The 20054-nt window shown below is 71.5% G+C and carries 18 protein-coding genes; 7 read left to right on the top strand and 11 right to left on the bottom strand.

The genetic code is table 11. The annotated features are described in order from the left end of the window. Nucleotides 1–89 precede the first annotated feature (89 nt). Nucleotides 90–782 carry a nucleotidyltransferase domain-containing protein gene (locus M4D53_RS09635; protein ID WP_259953703.1) on the top strand — a complete coding sequence of 231 codons (693 nt, stop codon included), beginning with the start codon at nt 90–92 and terminating at the stop codon, nt 780–782. A gap of 85 nt (nt 783–867) precedes the next feature. On the opposite strand, the gene M4D53_RS09630 is transcribed toward M4D53_RS09635, so the two are convergent. Genes M4D53_RS09630 through ispG form a run of 3 tightly spaced genes read right to left on the bottom strand, consistent with a single transcriptional unit; the run spans nt 868 to nt 3262 of the window. Further along, nucleotides 868–1734 (bottom strand): alanyl-tRNA editing protein, encoded by an 867-nt coding sequence (locus M4D53_RS09630; protein ID WP_259953702.1) that lies wholly within the window; start codon nt 1732–1734, stop codon nt 868–870. Nucleotides 1735–1785: 51 nt separating this feature from the next. After that, nucleotides 1786–2118, bottom strand: a complete 333-nt coding sequence (locus M4D53_RS09625; protein ID WP_259953701.1) for a nuclear transport factor 2-like protein — start codon at nt 2116–2118, stop codon at nt 1786–1788. 13 nt (nt 2119–2131) lie between these two features. Then, on the bottom strand, nt 2132–3262 hold the full coding sequence (gene ispG, locus M4D53_RS09620; protein ID WP_025103167.1) for a flavodoxin-dependent (E)-4-hydroxy-3-methylbut-2-enyl-diphosphate synthase: 1131 nt from the start codon (nt 3260–3262) through the stop codon (nt 2132–2134). Nucleotides 3263–3472: 210 nt separating this feature from the next. Here ispG and M4D53_RS09615 point away from each other — a divergent pair, with 210 nt between their 5' ends. Further along, on the top strand, nt 3473–5356 hold the full coding sequence (locus M4D53_RS09615; protein ID WP_259953699.1) for a chorismate-binding protein: 1884 nt from the start codon (nt 3473–3475) through the stop codon (nt 5354–5356). A gap of 15 nt (nt 5357–5371) precedes the next feature. Here M4D53_RS09615 and M4D53_RS09610 read toward each other — a convergent pair whose 3' ends face one another. Then, nucleotides 5372–6685, bottom strand: coding sequence for a M50 family metallopeptidase (locus M4D53_RS09610; RefSeq protein WP_259953691.1), 1314 nt, complete (start codon nt 6683–6685; stop codon nt 5372–5374). 66 nt (nt 6686–6751) lie between these two features. Here M4D53_RS09610 and M4D53_RS09605 point away from each other — a divergent pair, with 66 nt between their 5' ends. The 3 genes from M4D53_RS09605 to M4D53_RS09595 all read left to right on the top strand — a co-directional run bounded on the left by M4D53_RS09605 (nt 6752) and on the right by M4D53_RS09595 (nt 9811). Then, complete coding sequence (locus M4D53_RS09605; RefSeq protein WP_187663833.1) at nt 6752–7336, top strand: hypothetical protein; 585 nt, start codon at nt 6752–6754, stop codon at nt 7334–7336. A gap of 89 nt (nt 7337–7425) precedes the next feature. Then, entirely contained in the window at nt 7426–8100 is a 675-nt protein-coding gene (locus tag M4D53_RS09600) for a YcnI family copper-binding membrane protein (RefSeq protein ID WP_187663832.1), read from the top strand. A gap of 94 nt (nt 8101–8194) precedes the next feature. Next, the gene (locus M4D53_RS09595) at nt 8195–9811 is read left to right on the top strand and encodes a Mur ligase family protein (RefSeq protein ID WP_259953787.1); all 1617 of its coding nucleotides are present in this window, start codon (nt 8195–8197) and stop codon (nt 9809–9811) included. A gap of 12 nt (nt 9812–9823) precedes the next feature. On the opposite strand, the gene dxr is transcribed toward M4D53_RS09595, so the two are convergent. Further along, nucleotides 9824–10906 (bottom strand): 1-deoxy-D-xylulose-5-phosphate reductoisomerase, encoded by a 1083-nt coding sequence (gene dxr, locus M4D53_RS09590; protein ID WP_259953686.1) that lies wholly within the window; start codon nt 10904–10906, stop codon nt 9824–9826. 42 nt (nt 10907–10948) lie between these two features. Continuing rightward, nucleotides 10949–11911, bottom strand: a complete 963-nt coding sequence (locus tag M4D53_RS09585; protein WP_187663830.1) for an FKBP-type peptidyl-prolyl cis-trans isomerase — start codon at nt 11909–11911, stop codon at nt 10949–10951. A 124-nt stretch (nt 11912–12035) separates the two neighbouring features. On the opposite strand from M4D53_RS09585, the gene M4D53_RS09580 reads away from it, so the two are divergent. Further along, a complete protein-coding gene (locus M4D53_RS09580; protein WP_259953685.1) occupies nt 12036–12815 on the top strand; it encodes a lysophospholipid acyltransferase family protein in 780 nt (259 codons plus the stop codon). A gap of 9 nt (nt 12816–12824) precedes the next feature. Here M4D53_RS09580 and M4D53_RS09575 read toward each other — a convergent pair whose 3' ends face one another. Continuing rightward, nucleotides 12825–13322, bottom strand: coding sequence for an OsmC family protein (locus M4D53_RS09575; RefSeq protein ID WP_259953684.1), 498 nt, complete (start codon nt 13320–13322; stop codon nt 12825–12827). Between the two features lie 84 nt (nt 13323–13406). Between M4D53_RS09575 and M4D53_RS09570 the strand changes: the two genes are divergently transcribed. Beyond that, a complete protein-coding gene (locus M4D53_RS09570; RefSeq protein ID WP_259953683.1) occupies nt 13407–14402 on the top strand; it encodes an asparaginase in 996 nt (331 codons plus the stop codon). Nucleotides 14403–14433: 31 nt separating this feature from the next. Here the strand turns inward: M4D53_RS09570 and M4D53_RS09565 are convergent, their stop codons facing one another. From M4D53_RS09565 to M4D53_RS09550, 4 genes are all read right to left on the bottom strand, one after another. Next, nucleotides 14434–17199, bottom strand: coding sequence for an FtsK/SpoIIIE domain-containing protein (locus M4D53_RS09565; RefSeq protein WP_259953682.1), 2766 nt, complete (start codon nt 17197–17199; stop codon nt 14434–14436). Nucleotides 17200–17256: 57 nt separating this feature from the next. After that, nucleotides 17257–18054, bottom strand: a complete 798-nt coding sequence (locus M4D53_RS09560; protein ID WP_187663825.1) for a PP2C family protein-serine/threonine phosphatase — start codon at nt 18052–18054, stop codon at nt 17257–17259. Nucleotides 18055–18297: 243 nt separating this feature from the next. Continuing rightward, complete coding sequence (locus M4D53_RS09555) at nt 18298–19131, bottom strand: large exoprotein (protein WP_259953681.1); 834 nt, start codon at nt 19129–19131, stop codon at nt 18298–18300. Nucleotides 19132–19267: 136 nt separating this feature from the next. Continuing rightward, nucleotides 19268–20014, bottom strand: a complete 747-nt coding sequence (locus M4D53_RS09550) for a YaaA family protein (RefSeq protein WP_259953680.1) — start codon at nt 20012–20014, stop codon at nt 19268–19270. Nucleotides 20015–20054: the final 40 nt, after the last annotated feature.

The raw sequence follows: 20054 nt of genomic DNA, 5'->3' as shown, positions 1-20054 counted from the left end.
ATCAGGCGAAGACGTCGAATCAGGCGCTCACGGGCAGGACTGCCTGTACCGCAGCGGCCGCCTGCGTCCGCGCCGGATACCCTGTCGAGATGGATCAGGCAGAGCGCATCGAGCGCTTCCTCGCGGCGCGGTATCCGCGTGCAGGGATCGCGATCGTCGCCGGGAGCACGGCCCGTGGGGAGCGCACGCCCACCAGTGACATCGACCTCCTCCTCATCGACGACGACCTCTTCGCCGACGTGTCACAGGTGAGCGAGGCCGCCACCCACGCGTTCGAGGACGAGATCTTCGAGGTGTTCGCGTACACGGTGGAAGGGTTCCGGGAGTGGGCGGACCGCGGCGTGGCCCAGCACCGCCCCGTCATCGCGCACATGCTCGTGGAAGGAGCCGCGATCCGGTCGACGCCCGCGCTCGCGGAACTGCGGACGCGGTGGTCCGCTGTGCTCGCTCTCGGCTCTGTGCTGAGTGAGACGGAGTCGCGGATCCGGCGGTACGTGATCACCGATCTCCTCGACGACCTCCAGGACGCGACGGACCCTCTCGAGCAGCGCGTCGTCGCCGGCCTGCTGTTCGAGCGCATGGCCGAGCTGATGCTGCTGGCCGGCGGGCAGTGGATCGGATCCGGGAAGTGGCTCCCCCGACGTCTGCGCGCGTGGAGCCCCGAGCGCGCGGACCAGCTCAGCACTCCGCTGCTCGCTGGAGACTTCCCCGGCTTCGCGGCGCGGGTCGATGAGGAGCTGACGATGGCGGGTGGTCGAGTGCAGGCGGGGTTCGTGCGCTGACCTCACTCGTTCACAGGCAGTCACGCGACAGCAGGCGACACCGGCGGCTGGCGCCTGTCCTCGCGTGATCGCCTGACGCGAGGGCTCAGGAGGCGGGGGTCGCAGTCGTCGTCATCACGAGCAGCTGAGGGTCGGACAGGTCCAGGGCCACCGTGATGGCGGCGAATTCCGCGAGGGAACGGACGTGGGTGCCGCCACAGAGGATGACGGCCTCGCCCTCCGGGAGCTCGCAGTGCCAGCGCCGCCGGTCCACGATCGTCGGTCCGTCCACCTCGATGCGGCTCGCGGCAGCCGAGGCGACCCACGCGGCGAGCTGCGCGTTGATGCGGTGCTCGCGGTCGGACAGCGTCGCCGCGAACGTCTCGGTGTCGAATCCCGCGCGGCGCAGGCTCTTGCCCAGGCGGTACTCGTCGACGGCGCCGTCCTCGTGGATGCGGCTGGACTGGTTCGCCCGTCCCTCGAAGTCCGGGTTTCCCAGCGCATCCTCCCCCGGGTCCTTGCGCCAGAGGTCCGCGACCGCGAGATCCAGGGCGAGGGAGGCGAGGTGGCACGCGGTGTGACCGCGGCTGAGGCCGGCACGGTGCGCCTCGTCGACCGAGAGCGCCACGCGCGTCCCCTCCGTGAGCCAAGCGGGCGCGGCACCATCGAGCCGGTGGCCCACCAGCCAGGTCCACCCCTCGGTCCCGCGCTTGACGGGGATCGCGCTGCCCACCGCGAACGCGCCGTCATCCGAGACCGCCGCCATGAGCGCCTCGGTCACGTGGACGGCTCCGTCCTCGCCGGAGATCTCGCCGGTATCGCCGGGCTGATCGGGCCAGGTGTGATCGACGGGGTGGAACGGCGTGGCGTCGACGACGACCACGGCTCCGTCGGCATCGTCCGCCACGCGGGTCACGACGGCGTCTCCGCGGAGGCTGCCGTCCGGGAAGGTGACGATCGTGGGCGTGGTCATGGGGCTCCTCGGAGAGACGACGGAACGATGGTGCCGATCAGGCACGGGGTGTCAGTGGGACGGTGGGATCGTGAAGCTGGCGAGCCGGTCGTCGTCGACGACGAAGATCCCATCGGACTCGCCGTTGAAGACGCGACTGCTCCACCCGAAGCGGATGCGCGTCATGTCGCCGTCCGTGGTGGCGGAGAGCACGGTCATCCGTGCCCCGGCGCCGATCGCGTCGCTGTCCGCCCAGCCGCGCACGCCGTCGGCACCGGCTTTCACGGTGCCCCAGTCGCTCACGAAGCCGTCCGCGGTGAACGCGGCGACGAAGGCCTCGGTGTCTCCGGCATTGATCGCGTCGATCATCGTCTGGACCGGCGCGGGCAGGAGGATGTCGGACACGGCGCTCCTCGAGTCAGGCCGTGACGACCTGGGCGGTGCCGAGCGGAGCGTCCGGGCCCATCTCGGCGGCGATGCGGTTCGCCTCCTCGATGAGGGTGGCGACGATGTCAGCCTCCGGGACGGTCTTGATGACCTCGCCCTTGACGAAGATCTGGCCCTTGCCGTTGCCGGACGCGACGCCGAGGTCGGCCTCGCGTGCCTCACCCGGGCCGTTCACGACGCAGCCCATGACGGCGACGCGCAGCGGCACCGTCATCTCCTTGAGCCCCTCGGTGACGTCTTCCGCGAGCGTGTAGACGTCGACCTGAGCCCGACCGCACGAGGGGCACGAGACGATCTCGAGCTTGCGCTCCCGGAGGTTGAGGGACTGGAGGATCTGGTGACCGACCTTGACCTCCTCGGCCGGCGGCGCGGACAGCGAGACGCGGATGGTGTCGCCGATGCCCTCCCCCAGCAGGATGCCGAAGGCGGTCGCGCTCTTGATCGTGCCTTGGAAGGCCGGTCCCGCCTCGGTCACGCCGAGGTGCAGCGGCCAGTCGCCCCGCTCGGCGAGCTGACGGTAGGCCTTGACCATGACGACGGGGTCGTTGTGCTTCACCGAGATCTTGAAGTCGTGGAAGTCGTGCTCCTCGAACAGCGACGCCTCCCAGACAGCGCTCTCGACGAGGGCCTCCGGAGTGGCCTTGCCGTACTTCTCGAGCAGGCGACGGTCGAGGGAGCCCGCGTTGACGCCGATACGGAGCGAGACACCCGCGTCCTTCGCTGCCTTGGCGATCTCGCCGACCTGGTCGTCGAACTTGCGGATGTTGCCCGGGTTGACCCGCACGGCGGCGCAGCCGGCGTCGATCGCCTGGAAGACGTACTTCGGCTGGAAGTGGATGTCCGCGATGACCGGGATCTGGCTCTTCTTCGCGATGATGTGCAGCACATCCGCGTCGTCCTGCGACGGCACGGCGACGCGGACGATCTCGCAGCCGGAGGCGGTGAGCTCCGCGATCTGCTGCAGAGTCCCGTTGATGTCGGTGGTCTTCGTCGTCGTCATCGACTGCACGCTGACGGGCGCATCGCCGCCGACAAGCACCTTGCCCACCTTGATCTGACGGGACTTGCGACGCGGGGCGAGGACTTCGGGGACCTTCGGCATCCCAAGATTCACTGCTGGCACGATCCCAGCCTACGCCGCCAGGATGCGGAAGGGCTGGATGCGGCGGGTGTGGTAGTTTCGCCCCATGATCGCGCACATCACCTGGTGGCCCGCCTCCTAGGCGGTGTGTTCGCGTTCCCTCGAATCCAGACCGCCTCCGGGGCGGTCTTTTCGTTGCGCCGAGCCGGAGCCCTCGCACAGGAGACATCGATGACCCTCTCTCGCCTCGACGAGCTCAGCGCCGATCCCACCGCGTCCTTCGTGCTGATCGCCCGTGACGGCGCGGACACCGTGGAGCTGCTCACCGGCGCCGTGACCGATGTCGAGCTGCTCTCCGACATCCCTCTGACGTCCGAGGGAGAGCCCCGGGAGGTCTTCGCCCTCGTCCCCTACCGGCAGGTCCGAGAGCGCGGATTCGTCGCGCAGGACGACGGGGCGCCGCTGCGCTGCATCGTCGTGGACGAGCACCTCCATCTGCCGACCGCGGCTGTGCTCGATGCGCTTCCCACCGCGCCGATCCCACTGCGCGACGAGGGCTTCGACATCGCCGACGAGGAGTACGCCGCCATCGTCGAGACCGTGATCGCCGACGAGATCGGCCGCGGCGAGGGGGCGAACTTCGTCATCCGTCGCGACTTCACGGCGACCGTCGAGGCGGACGAACGGCAGGCGGCCCTCACCTGGTTCCGGGCTCTGCTCGCCCATGAGCGCGGGGCCTACTGGACGTTCGCGGTGTTCACCCCCGGCCACATCGCGGTGGGGGCGAGCCCGGAGGCACACGTCGTGGCTCGCGGTGGCGTCGTCACCATGAACCCCATCTCGGGGACCTTCCGGCATCCGGCGGGCGGCGCGACGAAGGAGACGCTGACCGACTTCCTGGCCTCGACCAAGGAGACCGAGGAGCTGTTCATGGTCGTGGACGAGGAGCTCAAGATGATGAGCGCCGTCTGCGCCGACGGCGGACGCATCACGGGCCCGCATCTGAAGGAGATGTCGCGGCTGACGCACACGGAGTACATGCTGCGCGGCCGGAGCGCTCTGGACCCCCGGGACATCCTCCGCGAGACGATGTTCGCCCCCACCGTCACCGGCTCCCCCATGCAGAACGCCTGCGCCGTGATCCGGCGGCACGAGCGCAAGCCGCGGGGCTACTACTCCGGCGTCGCCGCGCTCTTCACCCCCAACGCCGACGGCGGCCACGACCTCGACGCGCCGATCCTCATCCGCACGGTGTATCTGCAGGACGGCGAGCTGAGCGTTCCCGTCGGCGCCACCCTCGTCCGCCACTCCGACCCGCACGGCGAGGTCTCCGAGACCCACGGCAAAGCAGCGGGTGTGCTCGGCGCCATCGGCGCGATCGACCGGGACCGTGTGGCGGAAGCCCGCAGCGACGCCGACGCCCCCGGTGAGCCCCGGCGTCTCGCCGACGACCCGGACGTCGCCGCGCTCCTCTCCTCGCGCAACGCCCGCCTCGCCGAGTTCTGGCTGAACCCGCAGGGTGAGGACTTCACGGGGCCGTTCTCCGGCCGCTCCGCCCTCGTGGTCGACGCCGAGGACCGCTTCACGACGATGCTCGCGCATCAGCTGCGGCACCTCGGGCTCGACGTGACCATCGCGTCCTGGGACGACGTGGACGACGAGGCGGTCGAGACGGCCGATCTCGTCGTCGCCGGCCCCGGCCCCGGCGACCCCCGAGACGACGCGAGCCCGCGCATCGCCCGGATGCGCGAGGTCGTGGCGGCCCGCCTGCAGGCGCATGCCCCGCTGCTCGCGGTCTGCCTGAGCCACCAGATCCTGGCGGACCGGATGGGGATCGCGCTGACGCCCCTCGACGCTCCGCACCAGGGGCTACAGAAGGCCGTGCCGGTGTTCGGCGAGGACGCCTCGATCGGGTTCTACAACACCTTCACGGCACGGGTCAACCCCGGAGTGACGACGGTGGGCGCGGCCGAGGTGTCGGCGGATCCGGCGACCGGCGACGTCTACGCCCTCCGGGGCGACGGGTTCGCATCGGTGCAGGGCCACCTCGAGTCGATCCTGTCCCGCGACGGCATCCGCACGCTGGAGCGTCTGGTCGCACACGCCCTGCGCTGAGTGCGTCCCGGTCGCTCAGCCCAGCAGCTTGACCGGGTTGAAGAGGTCGGCCACCAGCAGCAGAGCTCCCATCGCGATCAGCAGCGTCGCGACGACGACGGTCAGCGGGACGAGTTTCGTGGCGTCGACCGGAGCCGGCGGCGGCCGCCGGAAGAGCTTCGCCCACGCCCGCTTGATCCCTTCCCAGAGCGCGACGACGATGTGTCCGCCGTCGAGGGGCAGCAGCGGGATGAGGTTGAACACGAAGAGCGCGACGTTGAGCGACCCGAGGAGGCCGAGCAGCACGGCGAAGCGGTTGAGGACCGGCGCGTCCGTCGCGGCCACCTCGCCCGCCAGACGCCCGACACCGACGACGCTCAGCGGCCCGTTCGGATCGCGTTCCCCACCCGTCACCAACGACACACCCACGTCCCACAGCCGCACGGGCAGCGTGACGATCAGCGAGCCGACCCGGGCGACCGTGTCCGCCGCCATCTGCGGTCCGGCGGTGAGCGGCTGCTGCACGTAGCCCATCTGCGCGATCATGCCCGCGTAGCCGACCTCCTTCACGACGGGTTCGCCGTCGTCGTCGAGCACCGGCTGCCCGCTCGCATCCGTGATGGTGCGCTCCGCGGCGATCGGCGTGAGGGTGAGCGTCTGCTCCGTGCCGTCCCGGCGCACGACGAGATCGAGGGGCTGTCCCGGCGAGGCCTGCACGATCGCAGTCGCCTCGGCGAAGGTCGCCACCGGTGTCCCGTCGATCGAGACGAGGACGTCCCCTGGCTGCACGTCGGCCGCCGCCGCCGGAGACTCCGGATCGTCGGCACCGCATTCGGTCGCCGACGATGAGGCAGGGACCACGCATTCGTTCACCGCCGCGACCGTCGTGGTGCCCTGCTGCACGCCGATTCCGCTGACGAGGACGGTGAAGATGACCACGGCCAGCACGAGGTTCATGAGCGGTCCGCCGAGCATGACGATCACGCGCTTCCAGACCGGCAGCTTGTAGAAGACCCGATCCTCCGCGCCTTCGGCGATCGTCTCGTCGTTGGCCGAGCGCGCATCCTGGATGAGCGTGCGGAACGCGCCGGACGCGGGTCCGCTGTCCTTCGACGACGGATACATCCCCGACATCGAGATGAAGCCGCCGAGAGGCAGGAGCTTGAAGCCGTACTCCGTCTCGCCGATCCGCTTCGACCACAGGCGCGGCCCGAAGCCGATCATGTACTGGCCGACACGCACGCCGAAGAGCTTCGCAGGGACGAGGTGACCGACCTCGTGCAGACCGATCGAGAGCCCGAGGCCGATCAGCATGAACACGATGCCGCCCAGATAGAGCAGGAATTCCACGTGCCCACGCTACTGCCCACCGCCTAGGAATCCGCCCGGCTCGCACAGCATGGCTAGGCTGGCGGGATGACGTCCCGGCAGCTGCGCTTCCTCCGCGCCGCCGCCGTGTCCGCGATCGCCACGCTCCTCGCAGCCGTGTCGCACACGCTCGCCGGCGGCGCCGCTCCGCACCCCCTGCTCATCGCCGCCGTCGCGGTGCTCTTCGTCCCCCTCTCCGCCGCGGTGGCCGGCGGTCGGCCGTCACGCGCACGGGTCGCCGTGGCCGTGCTCCTGGCGCAGGCCGCGTTCCACCTGCTCTTCCAGCTTCTGGGTGCGCCCACAGCGGGGGGCGCGTCCGTCATCGGCACGCACGCGCATCACCTCGACCTGGGCGCGCTCGCACCGCTGTCCCCGGCTCCCGGCCCGGACACGCTGATGCTGTCGGCGCACCTCGCCTGCGCGGTGCTGACCACGCTGCTGCTGTGGCACGGCGAGAGCGTGTTGCGCGCGATCGCCCGCTGGTTCCAGGCCGCGCTCCGGCGCGCGGCGACTCCCACCTCCGCGCCTCCCGCACCGCCGCGTCCGCTGCGCTCCGCTCTCCGCTCTCCGCTCGATGCCGCGATGACCGTGGTGGTGTCGCGGCGCGGTCCGCCGGTGCCCGTCGGCGGCTGAGCCGCCCCGCCGACCCTGCCGTCCTCGAGAGACGGCCCCTTCGGGCCGCGCTGTTCCCGCGCGCCCCCACACGAGCATCTGGAGACCCCATGTCGAACCCCACCATCCGCCCCCGCCGTCCGCGCCGCGCCCTCCTCGGAGCCACCGGCATCATCGGCGGACTCGCCCTCGCCCTCGCCGTCCCGGCGATGGCCGGCGCCCACGTCACCGTCAGCCCGGACGAGCTCGCCGCCGGTGACCACGGCGTGCTGACCTTCTCCTTCTCGCACGGGTGCGGCACCTCGCCCACCACAGCCCTGCGCGTCACCATGCCGGAGGGCCTCGCCTCCGTCGCCCCGACGCTCGACGGCGACTGGAGCATCCAGGTGGAACGCGGCGACGACGGTCTCGTGAGCGCGGTCACCTACACCGCCCTCACGCCCGTGCCGACCGACCTCCGCGGCGCCGTGAGCATGTCGGTGGGACTGGATGAGGACACGCCCGAGACGCTCGCCTTCCCGGTGGTCCAGCAGTGCGTCGACGGGGCGACGGAGTGGACGCAGCTCGCCGAGAAGGGCGAGGACCCGCACGACCTCGACTCCCCCGCTCCCGTCGTGACGGTGACGGACAACGCCGAGGGCGGTCACGGCACGAGCACCGTACCGCAGCCCGCGACGGCCGACACCGGCGACGACGCCCTGGGTATCGCGCTGGGCGCCGGCGGCCTCCTGGCCGGTGTCGCGGCGCTCGTGGTCGCCGTGCTCGCGTTCCGCCGCCGCGCCTGAGCGTCCCGGGTCCGCCGCGCCCTGCTCCGGCGCGCGGCGGACCGACCCGCGCGGGGCGACACCACCGTCATGAGAACATGGAGACGACATGTCGATGGAACAACAGCCGACCCTGCCCCCCGTGCTCCGCCCCGCGAACCCGCCCCGGCGCGAGCTGTCCGAACTCGCCTCCCGATTCGCCCGCTCCGTGCGCGGCGACGTGGAGGGCGTCGCTCTCAGTGGCATCACCCTCGCCACGGCGGACCTGCGTCCCGGCGAGGCGTTCGTCGCGATCCGCGGCGTGAACCGCCACGGCGCGGACTTCGCCAAGACCGCTGCCGAGAAGGGGGCGGTCGCCGTGATCACGGACCAGGCGGGCGCCGACATCGCCGCGGACGCCGGCCTCCCGATCCTCATCGTCGACGACCCCCGCGGCGTGCTCGGCGCGCTGAGCGCCTGGGTGTACGGCACGGGAGCGGAGGACCCGCTTCCCCTCCTCTTCGCGACCACCGGGACGAACGGCAAGACGAGCGTCTCGCACCTCCTCGAGGGCATCCTCGAACAGATGGGCGTCGTCACCGGGCTCTCCTCCACGGCCGAACGACACATCGCGGGTGAGGTCATCGTCTCGCGGCTCACCACCCCTGAGGCGTCGGAGATGCACGCCCTGCTCGCGCTGATGCGGGAGCGCGAGGTCGAGGCCGTCGCGGTCGAGGTCAGCGCCCAGGCCCTCTCCCGGCACCGTGTCGACGGCATCCGGTTCGACGTCGCGGGATTCACGAACCTCAGCCACGACCACCTCGACGACTACGCCGACATGGAGGAGTACTTCGAGGCGAAGCTGCCGCTCTTCCGGCCCGATCGCGCCGTCCGCGGCGTCGTGTGCCTCGACTCCTCCTCCGGGGCCCTGGTCGTGGAGCGCTCCGAGATCCCCGTCATCACCGTCGGGACGCCCTCCATCGCCGCCGACGCCGATCAGGCATCGCGAGCGGACTGGGTGGTCGTCATCGACGACGAGCGGACGACCGGAACGACGTTCACGATGACGGGACCGGCTGGCACGCTCACCACGACCGTCCCGGTGATCGGCCCCCACATGGCCGCGAACGCGGCGCTCGCGATCGTCATGCTGCTCGAGGGCGGCTATGCCTGGGAGCGGATCGTCGAGGCCCTGCAGCGCGACGGCGGCATCCACGCCTACCTGCCAGGGCGCACGCAGCTCGTCTCAGGCGCGCGGGGGCCGGCCGTCTTCGTCGACTTCGGCCACTCGCCCGACGCCTTCGAGAAAACCCTGGCCGCCGTGCGCCGGGTGACTCCCGGCAAGGTGCTCATGCTCTTCGGCGCCGACGGGGACCGGGACGCCAGCAAGCGCTTCGACATGGCTCGCACCGCGGTGGAGGGCAGCGACATCCTCGTCGTGACGGATCACCACCCGCGATTCGAAGACCCGGCGTCGATCCGCGCGACGCTCGTCGAGGGCGCGCGTCGCGCCCGTCCCGACGCCGAGATCCACGAGTACTCCCCGCCGGAGGCCGCGATCGTGGCCGCCGTCGGACTCGTCGGCGACGGCGACGCGATCCTCTGGGCCGGCCCCGGGCACCAGGACTACCGCGACATCCGAGGGGTGCGGACGCCGTACTCGGCCCGCGAGCTCTCCCGGCGTGCGTTGAAGGCCGCCGGCTGGCCGGTGCCGGAGCCGCGCTGGCCCGTGCCGTACCCGGACGAGGACTGAGCCCGCGCCGCGTCAGACGGCGGCGATGAGCTGGTCGGCCTTCCGCCGCGCCCAGTCCTCGGCCGCCGCGAGCGATTCCACGGTCGACGCGTCCGGAGCGTCGTGCGCGTCGACGACCCGCTGCACGGTGTCGACGATGCCGAGGAACGGCAGGCGCCCTTCGTGGAACGCGTCCACGGCCTGCTCGTTGGCGGCGTTGTAGACGGCGGGGAAAGTGCCTCCGGCGCGCCCGACGGCCTTTGCGAGCGCCACCGCGGGGAAGGCGTCGTCGTCGAGCGGCTCGAAGGTCCAGGACGTCGCCGTGCTCCAGTCCAGCGGACGGCCCACACCGCCCACGCGGTGCGGCCAGTCCAGGCCCAGCGAGATCGGCAGACGCATGTCCGGCGGCGAGGCCTGCGCGATGGTCGAGCCGTCGACGAACTCCACCATGGAGTGGACGATCGACTGCGGGTGCACGACGACGTCGATGTCGTCGTAGGGCACATCGAACAGCAGGTGCGCCTCGATGACCTCAAGCCCCTTGTTGACCAGGGTCGCCGAATTCGTGGTGACCGTGCGACCCATGTTCCACGTCGGATGCGCCAGCGCCTGTTCCGGGGTCACTCCGGTGAGCTCGTCGCGCGACCTGCCGCGGAACGGGCCACCCGAGGCCGTGACCACCAGACGGCGGATCTCATCGTGTGTGCCGGAGCGCAGGGCCTGGGCGAGCGCGGAGTGCTCGGAGTCCACGGGGACGATCTGCCCGGGTGCCGCGGCGGCGAGCACGAGATCACCGCCGACGATCAGCGACTCCTTGTTCGCCAGCGCGAGGGTCCGCCCCTCCTCCAGCGCAGCGAGCGTCGAGCCGAGACCGATCGAGCCGGTGATGGCGTTCAGCACCACATCGGCTTCGACGTCGCGGACCAGCTGCTCAGCCTCGACCGCGCCGAGAGCCGTGTGCTCCACCTGGAACTGCGCCGCCTGCTCGGCCACCATCGTGGCGTTCGACCCCGCGGCGAGACCGACGAGCTCGAAGCGTCGCGGATTGGCGCGGATCACATCCAGCGCCTGCGTGCCGATGGAACCGGTGGAGCCGAGGATGATGACGCGACGCATGACGCCAGCCTAGGACACGCCGCCGGCTCTCCCGGGCCGCGGCTACTGCTGCGGCTGGACCGGAGTCGTGGCGAGGATGTCGACGACGAACACGAGGCTCTCGTCCTGCAGCTCGTGCCCCTCGCTCGCGCCGTAGCCATCGGACGGCGGCATGACGACGAGAACCTGCGAACCGACCTTCTGACCCTCGAGCGCCTTCTGGAACCCGGCGACGACTCCGGTCGTCTGGAACTGGGCGGGGGCCGCATCGCGGCTCCAGCTGGAGTCGAACTCTTCGCCGTCGGACCACTTCACCCCGAGGTACTGGACCACGACGAGGTCGCCGGACGCCACCGTTGCGCCGTCGCCCTGCTTGAGGACGGAGACCTTCGTCTCGGTCGGCGCATCGCCGTCCGGGATCGTGACGGACGGCTTGCCATCGTCGTCGAGCTCGACCTCGGGCATGCCGGCGGTCGGCTCGACCTCCTTGCCGGAGGCGACCTCGGGGAGCCGGTCGACGGCCTCCGCGTAGACGACGATGTTGCTCTGCCCCTCACCGAGCGCGCTGCCGGGGATGGCGAGGACGACGCGGGATCCGACCGGCTCGCACTCGAGCGCGGCGACGAACAGCGACGACTGGTTCGGGTCGAGGAGCACGGGGAGCGTGCCGTCCTCGCCGCGCGCCGACGAGTCGACCACGTCGCCGCTGGCGGCATCGACGATCTGATACTGGACGGAGACGAGGTCGTTCGCCGCGAGGTCGTCTCCCTCGCCCTCGGACACGACGGTCCGCTCGACGTTCGCGAACTCCGCATCGGCGGGAACCGTGATCTTGGCGTCGAGACCTTCGCCGTCCACCTCGATGGCGTCCGAGGTGTCGCCGGCCTTCGCGTTCACGAGGCACTGGCTCGACCCGGAAGCGTCCGGAGAGGAGGTGCTCTGCGGATCGCCGTTCCCGGAGCATCCCGCCAGCAGCAGGGTCGCCGCAGCGACGGTGGACAGGACGAGCAGCGGACGGGTGCGCACAGGAAGACCTCACGATCGCGGGCGGGAGCTTCCATCCTGCCTCATCGCCCTTTGCTCGCGCTGGGAAGCGGCGGCGCGAGTCTTCATTCCCACGTCGGCATGGATCCGGGAGTAGCCTGCTCTGATGAGCTCTGAGCAGTCCGTGGACCCCGAAACCCCCTCAGAGGACTCCCCGAAGCCCCGGCACGCCGGCTTCACCTACACGCTGGGCCGCAGCCTCATCGCCCCGCTCGCCCGGCTCGTCTATCGGCCGCGTATCGAAGGACGTGAGCACGTCCCCACCACCGGCCCGGTGATCTTCGCCAGCAACCACCTGTCGTTCATCGACTCCATCGCCATCCCGGTGGCGGCTCCGCGTCCCGTGCACTTCCTCGCCAAGTCGAGCTACTTCGAGGGCACCGGCATGAAGGGCTGGGCGTCCAAGACGTTCTTCGAGGCGATCGGTGCGATCCCGGTCCGCCGCGGCGCCGGCCAGGCGGCGCTGGACGCCCTAGACCTGCAGCGTCAGCTCCTGGACGAGGGCCTCGCCGTCGCGCTCTACCCTGAGGGCACCCGCTCCACCGACGGCCGGTTGTACAAGGGCCGCACGGGCGTGGCCTTCCTCGCTCTGCAGACGGGAGCACCCGTCGTCCCCGTGGGACTCATCGGCACCGACAAGGTGATGCCGGTCGGCGCCAAGATGCCCACGCTGTCCGAGCGGATCACCGTGCGCTTCGGCGAGCCCCTGGATCTGTCGCCGCACGGACCGGCCACGAGCGGCCGCGCGCGCCGGCTCGCGACCGACGAGATCATGGCCGCGATCCACGCGCTCTCCGGACAGGAGCTCGCGGGCACCTACAACGAGGCGCCGGCTCAGAACACGATCGAGAAGATCAAGCAGGCGCTCCCGCACGAACGCCGCTGAGGAGTCCGTTCAGCCGGCGGCCGTCACCGTCGCTTCGTGCCGGACGGGGAAGTTGACCGAGTTGGCGATGAAGCACCACTCGTTCGCCTGAGCGTGCGCGCGCTCGGCCGCCTCGATCATCGAGGCCTCGGCGACGACGACCTCCGGGCGCAGCAGCACCTCGACGAAGGAACCGCCGCCGGCGCCGTTCTCGCGCATCAGGCCGCTCGCGGTGTCCCGGTAGGACACGACCACCACTCCGGCCGTCACGCAGGCGTGCAAGTACGACAGGAGATGGCACTCGGAGAGCGAGGCCAGCAGCAGATCCTCCGGATTCCACCGCGCCGGATCGCCGCGGAACGGCTTGTCGGAGGAGGCGAGCAGCTCGGGCTTGCCCGCGACTTCGATCGTGACATCGCGGCGGTAGTCCCGGTAGCCGCTCGTGCCGGATCCGGTGTTGCCGGTCCAGGTGGAGGTGAGGGCGTAGCGGTGCTCGCCGAGGGACCGCGGAGTCGTCTGCTCTGGCATGCGCTCAGTCTGCCAGGTGCGGCCGACACGGCGCCGACTCGGCACCCGACCAGGCTGGGCCGGACCCGCCGGTAGAGTTGTCGGGTGCTGGAGACTCTCACCGTTCAGGATTCCGTCGAGCTCGCCGTCGTGGAGCGGAGCGGCTTCATCGAGTCGCGTCACGCCGGGGCGGCCGTGGTGCTCTCCCCCGAGGGCGAGGTGGTCGCGCGGCACGGGAATGCGGATGCGCTGATCCTCCCCCGTTCCAGCCTGAAGCCCCTGCAGGCGGTCGCCTGCCTCACCGCCGGTGCGGTACTCGAGGGCGAGCAGCTGGCGCTGTCGACGGCGAGCCATTCCGGCACCGATCGGCACGCCGAGGTCGTGCGCGAGATGCTCACCGCGGGCGGCCTCAACGAGGACGACCTCGCGTGTCCTCCCGCCTGGCCGAGCGACTCCGCGACCCGCGATGAGATGGTGCGCGAGCACGGCCAGGAGGCGCGCATCCGCATGAACTGCTCGGGCAAGCACGCCGCGATGCTCCGCGCCTGCGTCGCGACGGGCTGGCCGACCGACGGCTACCTCGACCCCTCGCATCCGCTCCAGGCGCACATCCGCGATGTGATCGCCCGGCTGACCGGCGAGAAGATGGCCCACACCGCGATCGACGGCTGCGGTGCCCCCGTGTACGCGCTCAGCCTCACCGGACTGGCCCGCGCGATCCACCGCATCGGAACCGCCTCCGAGCGCTCCCCCTTCGCGCTGCACCGCGTGGCGGGCTCGTTGGTGAAGGCGGTGCGCGAGAACCCCTGGACCATCGACGGCCCCGGGCGCCCTGACACGATCGCGATCGAACGGCTCGGGGTCTTCGCCAAGGGCGGCGCGGAGGGTGTCATGGTGATGGTCGCCCCGAACGGGACCACGGTGGCGCTGAAGATGCTCGACGGCGGCGCACGCGCGTCCACGATCGTGGCCGCCACGCTGCTGGCACGCGCGGGCGGGCTCAGCGACGCCGACGTGACCGGACTGGCCGACTCCCTGCCGCTCACGGTGCTCGGAGGCGGCGCGAACGTCGGCGCGATCCGTCCGGGTGCGGGCATCTGACCCGACCTCGTCGTCCCCGTGCCGCTGACCGTCATCGCCGGTCCAGCGCCGGGAGGACCACCCGCCGGGGAGGGCGGTCTCCGATCACGGACCAGGCCCGCCCGGCGTCCGGTCGCGCGTACGGCGGCTGAGCGCGGATGCCGACGAGCTGGCGGAGCTCGCCGGGCCGCTCCGCCCGGATGAGCACCTCCCCCTGCGATCGCACCCGCTGCCACAGTGCCCACTGACGCTGCCAGTTCTCGGCATCGCCCACCAGCACGAGCGGTCGCCCCGTTCCGCTCACCTCCGGACCCACCGCCTGTACGTCGCAGTCGGGATGCGCGGCCGCCAACGCCGCGACGACGCCGACGACGCCCGGGGTGACCAACGCCGTGATCTCCGCCTGCGGCACCCACACCGGCGTGCTCCCCCGCAGCTCTCCGGAGCGCGACTCCACCCCGGGACCCTCGACCCAGGCGAACTGCATCTCCCGCTCTCCGCACACGGCCCTCCCCGGCGGACGATCGCGTCGGAAGTGAGCGACCTCGCCGCCCGCGGCGATGTGCTCGACGCGTGTCGGCATCCGCAGCAGGGCCCGACGCGGGAGTGCCTCCAGCACGCGTGCCAGCGGACCCGTCGCCCGACCGGCCGCGAGCACCCAGGTGACGGTGGCCGATGATCGCACCAGCTGCTCCCACCGCTGGACGAACTCGTGGCCGACGTCGAGAGGCAGGCGCGCGTGGAGCAGATCGAGATCATCCGCGAGCACGACGTCGGGTGGCGCCGTGCCGCCCGCGACCCACGCGGCGAGCAGGTCGACGGCCGCTTCGGGATCATCCGGGAACCACGCGCTGTGGCGATGCTGCGCCGCGATCACACGCAAGGCTGTCGTCCGCCCCGTTCCCGGGGCGCCGAGGACCACGAGCCCGCGGTCGCGGCCAGGATGCAGAACCTCCAGCGGCTGCGCCTGATTCTCGGGCTCGTCAGCGCGTCCGAGCACCAGGCAGGGCCCGGCTTCCGAAGGCGCGGACCCTGCCCGAGCGGTCAGCAGCGCGTCGAGCGGCAGGCGCGTCGGGAGAGCGGGTCGCCACGGAGGTGGAGACGTCGGCGCTCCCGCCCATCGCTGCGCGATCCGTCGGATGACGTCGTCATCGGTGAGGGCGATGCGCACCGGCAGCGGCTCGTCGTCCTGCGGGCGACGGAGGAGCGCACGGCCTCGGCCCTCCGCTCCGCCGGGAAGCTCGGCGGCGCCGGAGGTGCCGAGCATCGCCCTGCTGTCAGAAGTCTCGGCGACGCGCAGGCTCAGCCGCAGCGGGCAGTTCGTCGCGAGCGCATCGCGGATGACCCCGGCGGCGCGCTGCGTGCCGAGGACCAGGTGCATGCCCAGGGCGCGCCCCCGCGCCGCGACGTCGGTGAACACCGCCGCCAGCTCTGTGTGCTCCTGCAGCAGGGCGGCGAACTCGTCGACGACGATCAGGAGTCGGGGAAGGTCGGTCTCACGCACGTCGCGCGCCTGCGCCGCCGCGAGGGCACCCTCACGGCGGCGCATCTCTGCGGCCAGGCTGGCGACGCCGCGCCGCGCCTCCGTCTCGTCGAGGTCCGTGAGGACGCCGACGACCTGCGGCAGCTCACGCAGGCGATCGAAGGCCGTTCCTCCTTTGAAGTCCGCGAGGAGGACACTCACCCGCTCCGGCCCGTACCCCGCGCAGACGGCGGCGACCCATGTGATGAGGAGTTCGCTCTTGCCTGTCCCCGTCATCCCCGTCACGATCGCGTGCGGGCCGTCCTCGACGATGTCGGCCACCACCGCGGCATCGTGTGCTCCGCGACCGAGCGCCACGAGGAGGCCTGGGCCCACCGGTGGCTGCGGAAGGTCCCGGAGCGCCACCGCCGCCCCGGTCGCCTCCGTCGCGGACCCTTTCCCGCCGCACAGCTCGGCGGCCGCCGTCGCCTGCGCCGACGACAGGTACTCGACGTCCACCCCGTCCTCGCCGTCCGGGGTGCGCAGAGTCGCCGCACCGGGTTCCACGATGTCGACCACCGTCGTGATGCCGTCCGGAACGTCCGCACCGGTCGGCAGGGTCCAGATCACCGCATCGGCGCTCGGGGCCGATGAGGCCTCCTCTGCGAGGGCGAGCCGGAAACCACCGCGTCGCGCCTGCTGCATGTGCGGGAAGCCCGCCAGCGCCCCGTCCCGCGCCGGGTCGCCGACGAGGGAGAGCACACTCGGGGAGAAGCGGAGACAGAGCTGGACGACGAGCGCACGTGCGGCGGCCCTGGCGAGCGGCTGCGGGCCCCGCAGGCATACTCCTCCACCGAGGAGGACGACCCGCGGCGCGTCTTCCAGGACACCGCACCGGCGGCGGAACGCAGCGGCGCGCTCGTCGTCACCGCCCTCGCAGCGCACGGTGCTGACCCGGGATCCGCGTCCCACGACGAGCGGAGTGTCGTGGTCGGGCGGCCGGGCATCCTGCAACGGGCGGCTGCGCAGACACGAGGCGGCATCCGGGTGACGACGTTCCTCGTCTGCGCGCTCCTCCGCGTGGCGGCGGTGCAGCTGGGCTTCGACCTCTGCCCATGCGTCGTCCATCCGGAGCGCCTCGGCTCGCCGTTCGCGACGACGTCCGCGGGCTGCGTCGAGGAGCGACGCGCCCAGCATCAGCGGCCCGAGAGCCGCGAACCAGAGCGCATGCACCGCACCGGTCGTGAACCAGAGAGCCAGACCGACTCCCACGGGGACGACGGCGGCGATGACGGGAAGCGGGCGCCGCCGGGCCGGCGCCATGGCGGACGGGAGGACCAGGGGCGAGGAGTGCATGCCTCCAGTGGAGCCCACCACCGGGGCGGATAGGGCCTCTCCACAGGGGACGGAGCGCTACTCCCCCGAGTCCGCGGGTGGGGAGGAAGGATCCTCGGGATCGTCGACCTGCAGCACGATCACGGTGACGTTGTCGCGCCCTCCGTTGTCGAGGGCCGCCGCGAGCATCGCGTCGACGCTCTCCGCGGGGTCGGCATGAGCGCGGAGGAAGTGCTGGATGCCGTAGTCCGTGAGCTCCTTCGTGAGACCGTCGGAGCAGATGACGAAACGGTCGCCCGGCCGCACGTCGATGGTGACGTAGTCCGGCGCCGTGAGTTCGCTCGCACCGACCGCGCGGGTGATCACGTTGCTGTACGGGTGGCCCTCCGCCTCTTCGGGACTGAGCTTGCCGGCGGTGATGAGCTCCTGCACGACGGAGTGATCGGTCGTGACCTGCAGCAGCCGGTCGTCGCGCAGCAGGTACACGCGCGAGTCACCGATGTTCAGTGCCACCCAGTGCGGCTCGTCTCCCTGTTCGTCCAGGTAGACGCCGGTGAGCGTGGTGCCGGTCCCCTCGTCGGTGGTGTCCGGGTGCTCGGCGATGTCGTCCACCGCGAGCGCGAGAGCCTTCTCGATCGCGGAGGGGGTGACGTCGTCGGCATCGACCATCGCCCGCAGGCGCGCGACTGTGCTCTGACTCGCGATCTCCCCGCCGGCATGACCTCCCATGCCGTCCGCGACGATGAAGAGCGGGTACTCGGCGAGGAGGGCGTCCTGATTCGTCTCCCGGCGGCGCCCCTGGTCGGTGACGCCGGCCCAGGACAGCCGCAACGGACGATGCGCAACCGTGAGGGTGTGCGTCTTGGTCTCAGCCACGAACTGCCTCCGATGGACCTGCGGCGGATGGGGCGGGCGCAGGATACTCACACATCGTAGTGGAACTCGCTCCTCGGGACCGCACCGGGATGGCGGTGGACGGGGCGCGGGGCGACGGGAGGAGGGACGACTTCCCTCCGCTGCGACGAGTCCATGTCTCCACGTTAGCGGCATGTGGGGACACGGAGGAGCCACGGACGCGAAGAACCCCCGATCCGAAGACCGGGGGTTCTCCTCACGTCGTCACGCAGGCGGCTGCGTGGGATCGTTCGGTGTGGTCGGCGGAGCCGGAGGAGCGGCGGGAGGAGCCGCGGGCGGGGCCGGAGGCGTCGTGGGCGGAGCCGCGGGAGGCGCCGGAGGCGTCGTGGGCGGCACCGGAGGGATCGGCGCACCCGTCGCCGGGGCGGCGGGGCCGGCGGGCGGCGCGTAGCCGGGTGCCGAAGGCGGCGTGTAGCCGGGTGCCGAAGGCGGCGTGTACGCCTGCGTCGGCGGCGCGTAGCCCTGCGGCGGGGTGCCGTAGCCCTGCGGTGCCCCATATCCCTGCGGCGCACCGTAGCCCTGCTGCGGGGCGGCCGCTGCCGGCTGGACGGGAATGCCGTCCCACACCGTGCGGTCGCCGAGGAAGCCGTTGCCCGCCCAGGACGCCGGCTGGATGTTCGGGTTCCAGCGCGACTTGTCGAACGCGTTGATACCGAGCCAGACGATGGAGAGGAAGACGTAGAGGACGACCCAGACGGCGTCCTTCTGGAGCTTGAGGCCCACGCGCCACGCGGCGATGACCGAGAGCACCGAGAGCGCGAGCGAGAACAGGAAGCCGATGCCGATCCAGCTCAGCAGGGCCGTGCCGGCGATGCCGTACAGGACGAGCCACGGGCTCAGGTCACCGAGCTTGAAGAAGATCATCATGTTGTAGACGGGCACCCAGGCACGCCAGTTGCCCTGCACGCCGGCCTTCTGGAAGATCTTCATGTAGAAGAGCGACACCAGGACGTACCCGGCGACCGCGATCAGCAGAATGACGAAGAAGTAGGCGAAGAGCAGGCCGAGATAGCCCGCTCCGTAGTCGTCGTAACCCATGAGGCTCACATTCTCTGGTCAGGGGAGACGGCTCTCGTCCCCCGCCACGAGACTCCCCGCCTCGCATTGGACATGGTAGCGGTGCGCCCAGGGGGCGGCAACGACCGCCGGGGGCGATTCGCCGGCCTCGGGACCGTCAGTCGGCGACGACCAGCTCGATCTCCCCCGGTGCGGCGCCGTCCCGCAGAACGACGTCGTGCGCCCGCGCCCACCGGTGCAGCCCTCGGAGCGAGCCGAGACGCGGCCGGTCCTCGGAAAGTGCCCGGACGAGCAGCCCCTTGGACTTCTTGTTGAAGTGGTTCAGCGCCCTCCCCTGCGCCGTGACGACCCGCACGTACACGGACGGCACCCCGGCCGGCACGGGTCCGAGTGCCGCGTACGCCTCGCTGCGCAGATCGAGCACGAAAGCCGGGGCATCGGCCGCGATCGCCGCCGCCGTCGGATCGGCCCAGTGGCGACGCAGCGGCGGCATCCCCGGAAGCGTGGTGCCGGCTGCCAGGCGATAGGTCGGGATCGCGTCCAGGGCCGCGACCGGGCCGAACGGAGCGCTGTGAATCCACACGTGGGCGTCCAGCCAGCGACGGGAGGCGGTCGAGAGCGACGCCGCGTCGAGGGCGTCGAACAGTACACCGGTGTAGCGGTCCACCGCGGGCATCGTGGGCGCGCTCCTCATGACACGGTTGTGCGCGATGTCCCCCCGCTGCCGATCGCTCAGCTTCAGCACGCGCCGGCTCGCGTCCTCATCGGCGGCGAGAGCGACGAGAGCGTCGATCACGGCGGTCCGCTGCGGTGTGAGGTCCGGGAGTGCCAGCGCGGGCACATCCAGCGGGCCGCCGTCACCGCCCTCGCGCTTGGTCTCGGACGGCGGAAGCAGGATCTTCATGGGACCTCAGGGGAAAGAGACGCGGGGGGGGGGGCGGCCC

The organism is Microbacterium meiriae, assembly GCF_025143875.1.
GTDB lineage: Bacteria > Actinomycetota > Actinomycetes > Actinomycetales > Microbacteriaceae > Microbacterium > Microbacterium meiriae.
This window is presented reverse-complemented; position numbering and strand designations above follow the sequence as displayed.

Excerpts from the sequence above, each read along its gene's own strand:
- dxr (WP_259953686.1), bottom strand. The coding sequence starts at position 10,906 with ATGCGTCGCGTCATCATCCTCGGCTCCACCGGTTCCATCGGCACGCAG.
- M4D53_RS09550 (WP_259953680.1), bottom strand. The coding sequence starts at position 20,014 with ATGAAGATCCTGCTTCCGCCGTCCGAGACCAAGCGCGAGGGCGGTGAC.
- M4D53_RS09630 (WP_259953702.1), bottom strand. The coding sequence starts at position 1,734 with ATGACCACGCCCACGATCGTCACCTTCCCGGACGGCAGCCTCCGCGGA.
- M4D53_RS09555 (WP_259953681.1), bottom strand. The coding sequence starts at position 19,131 with ATGGGTTACGACGACTACGGAGCGGGCTATCTCGGCCTGCTCTTCGCC.
- ispG (WP_025103167.1), bottom strand. The coding sequence starts at position 3,262 with ATGCCGAAGGTCCCCGAAGTCCTCGCCCCGCGTCGCAAGTCCCGTCAG.
- M4D53_RS09595 (WP_259953787.1), top strand. The coding sequence starts at position 8,195 with ATGGAACAACAGCCGACCCTGCCCCCCGTGCTCCGCCCCGCGAACCCG.
- M4D53_RS09605 (WP_187663833.1), top strand. The coding sequence starts at position 6,752 with ATGACGTCCCGGCAGCTGCGCTTCCTCCGCGCCGCCGCCGTGTCCGCG.
- M4D53_RS09565 (WP_259953682.1), bottom strand. The coding sequence starts at position 17,199 with ATGCACTCCTCGCCCCTGGTCCTCCCGTCCGCCATGGCGCCGGCCCGG.
- M4D53_RS09600 (WP_187663832.1), top strand. The coding sequence starts at position 7,426 with ATGTCGAACCCCACCATCCGCCCCCGCCGTCCGCGCCGCGCCCTCCTC.
- M4D53_RS09575 (WP_259953684.1), bottom strand. The coding sequence starts at position 13,322 with ATGCCAGAGCAGACGACTCCGCGGTCCCTCGGCGAGCACCGCTACGCC.
- M4D53_RS09635 (WP_259953703.1), top strand. The coding sequence starts at position 90 with ATGGATCAGGCAGAGCGCATCGAGCGCTTCCTCGCGGCGCGGTATCCG.
- M4D53_RS09580 (WP_259953685.1), top strand. The coding sequence starts at position 12,036 with ATGAGCTCTGAGCAGTCCGTGGACCCCGAAACCCCCTCAGAGGACTCC.
- M4D53_RS09615 (WP_259953699.1), top strand. The coding sequence starts at position 3,473 with ATGACCCTCTCTCGCCTCGACGAGCTCAGCGCCGATCCCACCGCGTCC.